At 61.6% G+C, this 5,250-nt stretch carries 5 protein-coding genes; 2 read left to right on the forward strand and 3 right to left on the reverse strand.

Going from position 1 to position 5,250, the window contains the following annotated elements; translation table 11 throughout:
• Positions 1–207: 207 nt before the first annotated feature.
• Both VM054_01520 and VM054_01525 read left to right on the forward strand, forming a co-directional pair.
• Positions 208–813, forward strand: a complete 606-nt coding sequence (locus tag VM054_01520; GenBank protein HUT97737.1) for a hypothetical protein — start codon at positions 208–210, stop codon at positions 811–813.
• Between the two features lie 106 nt (positions 814–919).
• On the forward strand, positions 920–1,771 hold the full coding sequence (locus tag VM054_01525) for an SDR family oxidoreductase (protein HUT97738.1): 852 nt from the start codon (positions 920–922) through the stop codon (positions 1,769–1,771).
• A gap of 38 nt (positions 1,772–1,809) precedes the next feature.
• On the opposite strand, the gene VM054_01530 is transcribed toward VM054_01525, so the two are convergent.
• From VM054_01530 to VM054_01540, 3 genes are all read right to left on the reverse strand, one after another.
• Entirely contained in the window at positions 1,810–2,376 is a 567-nt protein-coding gene (locus VM054_01530) for a hypothetical protein (protein HUT97739.1), read from the reverse strand.
• Positions 2,377–2,408: 32 nt separating this feature from the next.
• The gene (locus VM054_01535; protein HUT97740.1) at positions 2,409–3,572 is read right to left on the reverse strand and encodes a crosslink repair DNA glycosylase YcaQ family protein; all 1,164 of its coding nucleotides are present in this window, start codon (positions 3,570–3,572) and stop codon (positions 2,409–2,411) included.
• 219 nt (positions 3,573–3,791) lie between these two features.
• Positions 3,792–5,210 (reverse strand): T9SS type A sorting domain-containing protein, encoded by a 1,419-nt coding sequence (locus VM054_01540; GenBank protein HUT97741.1) that lies wholly within the window; start codon positions 5,208–5,210, stop codon positions 3,792–3,794.
• Positions 5,211–5,250: the final 40 nt, after the last annotated feature.

Below are 5,250 nucleotides of genomic sequence, written 5' to 3' on the forward strand. Positions count from 1 at the left end.
GGTGGCCGAAAATTTCGATTGGGGGATAAGGAACACCGGAAACCTGTACTACACGTGGACACAATACGACGCCTCTGCCTTCTTCCGCCTCCTGGGCACGCCCCTGGACACCGACGTTCAGTCCGCGAGCTGGGGGGAGATAAAGGCGGGGTTCTCGGACTAGCGCCCGGGCACCGTTCAGCCTTTTAAAAAATCAGGAGGTGCGTGATGCGCGCTTTGGCAGTTATATTGCCCCTCGCGTGCGCGGCCGTGTGGGGTGGCGAGGCTGCACAAGCGGCCCCGCCTCCGCCCGACCTGCAGGTCCTTTGGGAAAACCCCTACGATTACGACCTTTTAGAGATGGGCCTTCCAAGCAACGGCGGTAACCAAACCCAGGACGACTTCACCTTCGAGGAATCCGGCGTGATAATGGGCTTTGACTGTTGGTTCTGCTACGACGGCAACCACCCCAAGCCCTTCACGGCCATTATTTTCTACGACTACAACGGCGGACCGAGCGGCAGGAGATGGATGGCCGACATTACCGACGTAACCGACATAGACACAGGGGATGACTCATACGGTGATGACGTGTACCGCACGGAGTTGAGATTGGACGAGGAGGACTACGTCTTCGTCGAGGCCGGTACGACGTTTTGGCTGGAGCTGTACTGGAACGGGCTTCTCAACGGTTACTGGCTGTGCGAGATGGGCGGTAACGCGCACTGCAACGGCGACGAATACAACCTTTCGACGTTCTTCACCATCCTGGGCGTTCCGTCGGGCGAGGGCGTGGAGCCCATGAGCTGGGGGGAGATAAAGGCAACCTTCTGATTATGGGGCCGCCCTCGGGCGGCCCTTCTTTTTGTAGTGGCAAGGGGTTTAAACCCCTTGTCTCCTTCTTGTATAATCATCCACGAGAATCCCCAAGGACGGGCGAATGACGCGGGGCGCATCAGTACTGGTCACCGGGACCTCGACGGGTATCGGCCGGGCCGCGGCCCTGGAGCTGGCGCGCCGGGGTTTTTCCGTCTATGCCGGGGTCCGGCGGTCGAAGGACGCCGAGAACCTCCTCGCCGCCGCGGAGGGGAAGCTGTCGCCGGTGATGCTCGACGTGACCCGGCCCGAACAGATTGCCGAAGTCGCCCGCCTCATCGAGGCCGAATCGGGCGAGACCGGGCTCCACGGCCTGGTCAACAACGCCGGAATCAACGTGTCCGGCCCGCTGGAGTTCCTGCCGCCCGACGACCTGCGCCGCCAGTTCGAGGTGAACCTGTTCGGCCAGCTCGCCGTGACGCAAGCCCTCCTGCCGCTTCTGCGGAAGGCGCGGGGCAGGGTGGTCAACATCGGGTCCGTTTCGGGCTGGAGCGCCATGCCGCTCGTCGGCCCCTACTGCGCCTCGAAGTTCGCTCTCCGGGCCCTGAACGACTCGCTGCGGCTGGAGCTGCGTCCCTGGGGTATTTTGGTGATTCTCGTGGACCCGGGGCCCATCGCCACGCCCATCTGGGACAAGGCGCAGGACCGACGGGAGGAACTCGGGGCGGAAACCCAGGCAAGCGCACTGTACGGCCCGATGATAGAGCGAGCCCTCGCGTTCACCGCCGGGACCGTGGCCGGGGCCATCGAGCCCGAAAGGGTGGCGGGAACGGTCATCCGCGCCCTCGAGAGCCGGAGGCCGAGGGCCCGCTATCTCGTCGGCGCCACCCTCCGGAGCGGTCCGTTCGTGGAGAAGCTCCCCGTCCGTCTCCGCGACTGGCTCATCGCCAAAATCATCCTCAAGGACTACAAATAAAGGGCGGCCCCTCGACTGCCCTTCCCGCATCCGCCGATTCATAGGGCGAAGGCATACCCCACGTGCAGCGAGTACAGCTTGGAGTAGGATTCTTTGCTCATGAGGTACGAGGTCCGTATCTCGAAGTGGATGCCCCCGGTGTCCCCCAAAAGAACGTCGAAAACACCGATGGCGCCCATACAGAACACCGAAGCCGAACCTGTGGCCTCCTCCTCGCCCGAGGTCAACTTCCCCGATAACGAGGCCAGCCCCAGGTGAAAGCCCACCGCCATCACGGTGTTCGATTCGATGAAGCCGTAGCCGATGAGCCCCATAAACTGGTTCAGGTTCAGCTCCCCGGAAATGCCCTCGGCGCCGACGTGGCCGCCGGTGTACGTGTACCCAGCCCCGAGGTAGAATCCGCCGCCGCCCGGGAGCCAGTTGAACGTGGCTCCGACGCTGCCGCCGAAGTAGCCGGCGAAGTCGGTTTGCGCCCCGCCGTGAACGGCCAGCCACGCTTCGAAGGGCGGCTTATACAGCTCCACCTCCACGGCTCCCACGGGCTCTTCGTCGGAAAAACAGGCCCCGGAAACGAATAACAAGATGGCCAGTACGAAGTATTTCATCCCTCCTCCTCTTTAAAACACTACTCCGGCTTCTACATCTTCGTCCGCTCAACCACCTCCCCGCAGCCGTTGAAGACGGCCAGTTCCTCGAGCTTCATCTTCAGCGCGCGCTTCAGCTCCTCCCCGACGCGCACGCCGTCCCCCCACCACAGCCCCTGCACCAGCAGCTTTTTCGCCTTCCTGTCCGCCTTGGCGTCCACCCGACCGACGAACTCCTCCCGGAAAAGAATCGGCAGCGCGAAGTAGCCCATCACCCGCTGCGCCGGGGGCTTGTAGCACTCCAGGGCGTAATCGAATCCGAAGAGCCGCTTGACCCTGTCCCGCAGGATGACGAGGTTGTCGAAAGGGCTCAGGAGGTGCAACCCTTCGATCGGCGCGTCGTCCATCGCGTCGAGCACCTCCCGCAGGGCGAAGAGCTCCGCGCTAAAACCCTCGACCCGCACGGGAATCACCTCGCCCTCCTCCACGAGCCGGTCCGCGCACTTCCGCTTCTTCGGCGACCGTCGCAGGTGGAGGCGGATGTCGTTCAGAGTGGCGACTCCGTGAGCGGCGAGCGCCCGGCGGGTGAAGAAGAGCTCCCGTTCGTCCTCGTCGGGAAATGTGACGTCCACCCAGTCGGGCAGCACCCGCTCGGTGAGGTCGTAGAAACGCTGGAACCGCTCCCGGCGGTCCACCATGAGCCGTCCCTGGGTGAAGAGAAGGTCCAGGGCGATCTTGGCCGGTTTCCACTCCCACCAGCCCTTGCTCTGGGCCGTTCCGCCGAAGTCCCTGGCCGCCAGGGGGCCCTCGGCGCGGATGCGTGCGTACACCTCCTCCATGAGCCCGGCGTGCTTCTCCAGGAAGCGGCCCTGCCAACTCGCCCACGCGGGGAAGGTGCGCATCTTTTCCAGGTAGAAGCGGAAATCCGCCAGCGGCAGGTAGCACATCGCGTGGCCCCAGTACTCGAAAACCTTCCTATCCTCCGCCAGGAGCGCGTCCAGGTGCTCCGGGCGGTAATCAGGAACACGGGTCCAAAGTGTGTGGTGGTGCGCGCGCTCGATGACGTTGACCGTGTCTATCTGCACGTAGCCCAGCCGCTCGACACAGCGGAGCGCCCCCTCCTTGCCGGGGGGCAGACCGGCGTCGCCGTCCAGGAGCTGGCACTTCAGGGCCAGCCGCCGCGCCTGGGATTCACTGAGACTCGCGTGTGCCGCCATATTCGCCGCGGGAAAGAGGAGCGGTTTGATTATACAAAGTCCGACGACCGAAGTGAAAACGCCACAGCGCGGCGTGTAACGTTTCCCTCTCCCTGGAGAGAGGCTCGCCTACGGGTTAGGGTGAGGGTCGAGGTAAATAACGGGCGGGTGTGGACACCCGCCCCTACGATAATCCGCGAATCCAACCCGTAGGGGCGACCGTCCACGGTCGCCCGCGAATTAACGCGCAATCACCACCCGCCGCGTAAGGGCGCCGGCATCGGCGGCGAGGCGGACGAGATACACGCCGGGTGGAAGCGTCGAGGTGTCGTAGGCGATTTCGTGGCGGCCGGGGGTGGTGGGGACGCTCACGGAGGACTCCACGAGCCGGCCCGAGAGGTCGTAGAGCGAGAGCTCTACGTTTTTCGTGCCCTCGGGCAGGTAGTAGCTCAAGGTCACCCGGTCAGCAGCGGGGCAGGGGAAAGGCGCGTAGAGGGTGAAGCGGCCGGCGTCCGATCCTTGCCAAGTGGCCTCCACGGGACCGAAGCGTCGTACGGAACCGTCGGGGAGCGTGGCTTCGAGGATGTAGAGGTGGGTTACGTTGGGCTCTGCGTCGCGGTCCAGGTAGCGGTAGATGGCATCGCCGGATAGGTTGACTAGACTCTCTCCGTCACGCTCCAGACGCCAGGATGAGCCGGTCAGATCACCCTCCTCCCGCCAGGAGAGGAGGATGCCGTCGTCGTGATTTTCCGCGGACAAAACCGGCTCGTCGAAGCCTGATCCCTCCAGCTGGTGGACGTAACCGATGTCGTAATCCCAGGAATCTTGGCGGATGTGACCTACAGTTCGAATAAGGCCGTCCTCATCCACAGCGCCAAAAGGCCCCATCTGGTTAGACCCGACCATAACATCCGGAGTATACCACTGAGGTTCGCCGATCAAGTCGCCGTTTTCGTCGAACTCGAAGAAGCCGTAGCCCTCTGTTACATTCGCGAACAGAAAAATTCTCTCATCGGCTGTAATAAAGAAGTTGCGCTCGTCTATTTGGACATCGTGTTCCATGAAAACCAACTTAGGTTCAACCAGCACATTACCATCCAGATCCAAAATTACATAACCGATGTAACTCTCGTAATCTTCATCATGACGGTAGGAAATGTGAACGTGATTATTAGAGTCAATACATATTGCGGGCTCGACATCATACGGTTCGTAAAGCAGGTAATCACTCTTAATCTGAGTAGGGTACCCGACATCTATCAGGTCGGTCAGGTATGAGCCGTCATCGCCGTCAATCTTCCGGTATGCGACGGAATAATCATCTTCCGTCACACCTGTGTAGTATGTGTAAGCGACATGGACATTTCCATCGGAATCCACCGTCATTCCCTTATCCCAAGAAACGTAAGCGTACACGGGGTCGTCACAAATAACGTGGTTGGAGGCGAGAAGGTTGCCGGTGGAATCAACCTTCGCGTGCAGAGGTGACCGGTACCATTCCTCGCCGTTCCAGACGTAGCCTGTGTAGAGAAGATGAACGTTATCGTCATCATCGCAGACGGCGTACATCGTCCAATCGGCGTCGGTGTCGAAGTCGAAGAGGTGCTTCGGATCGACCAGGTAGGAACCATCGGCGGTGTCTATCTGTGTGTACCACATCTGGAGGTTGCCGGCGGTATCCCTAAGCCAGAAGATATGC

The organism is bacterium, assembly GCA_035528375.1.
Lineage (GTDB): Bacteria > RBG-13-66-14 > RBG-13-66-14 > RBG-13-66-14 > RBG-13-66-14 > RBG-13-66-14.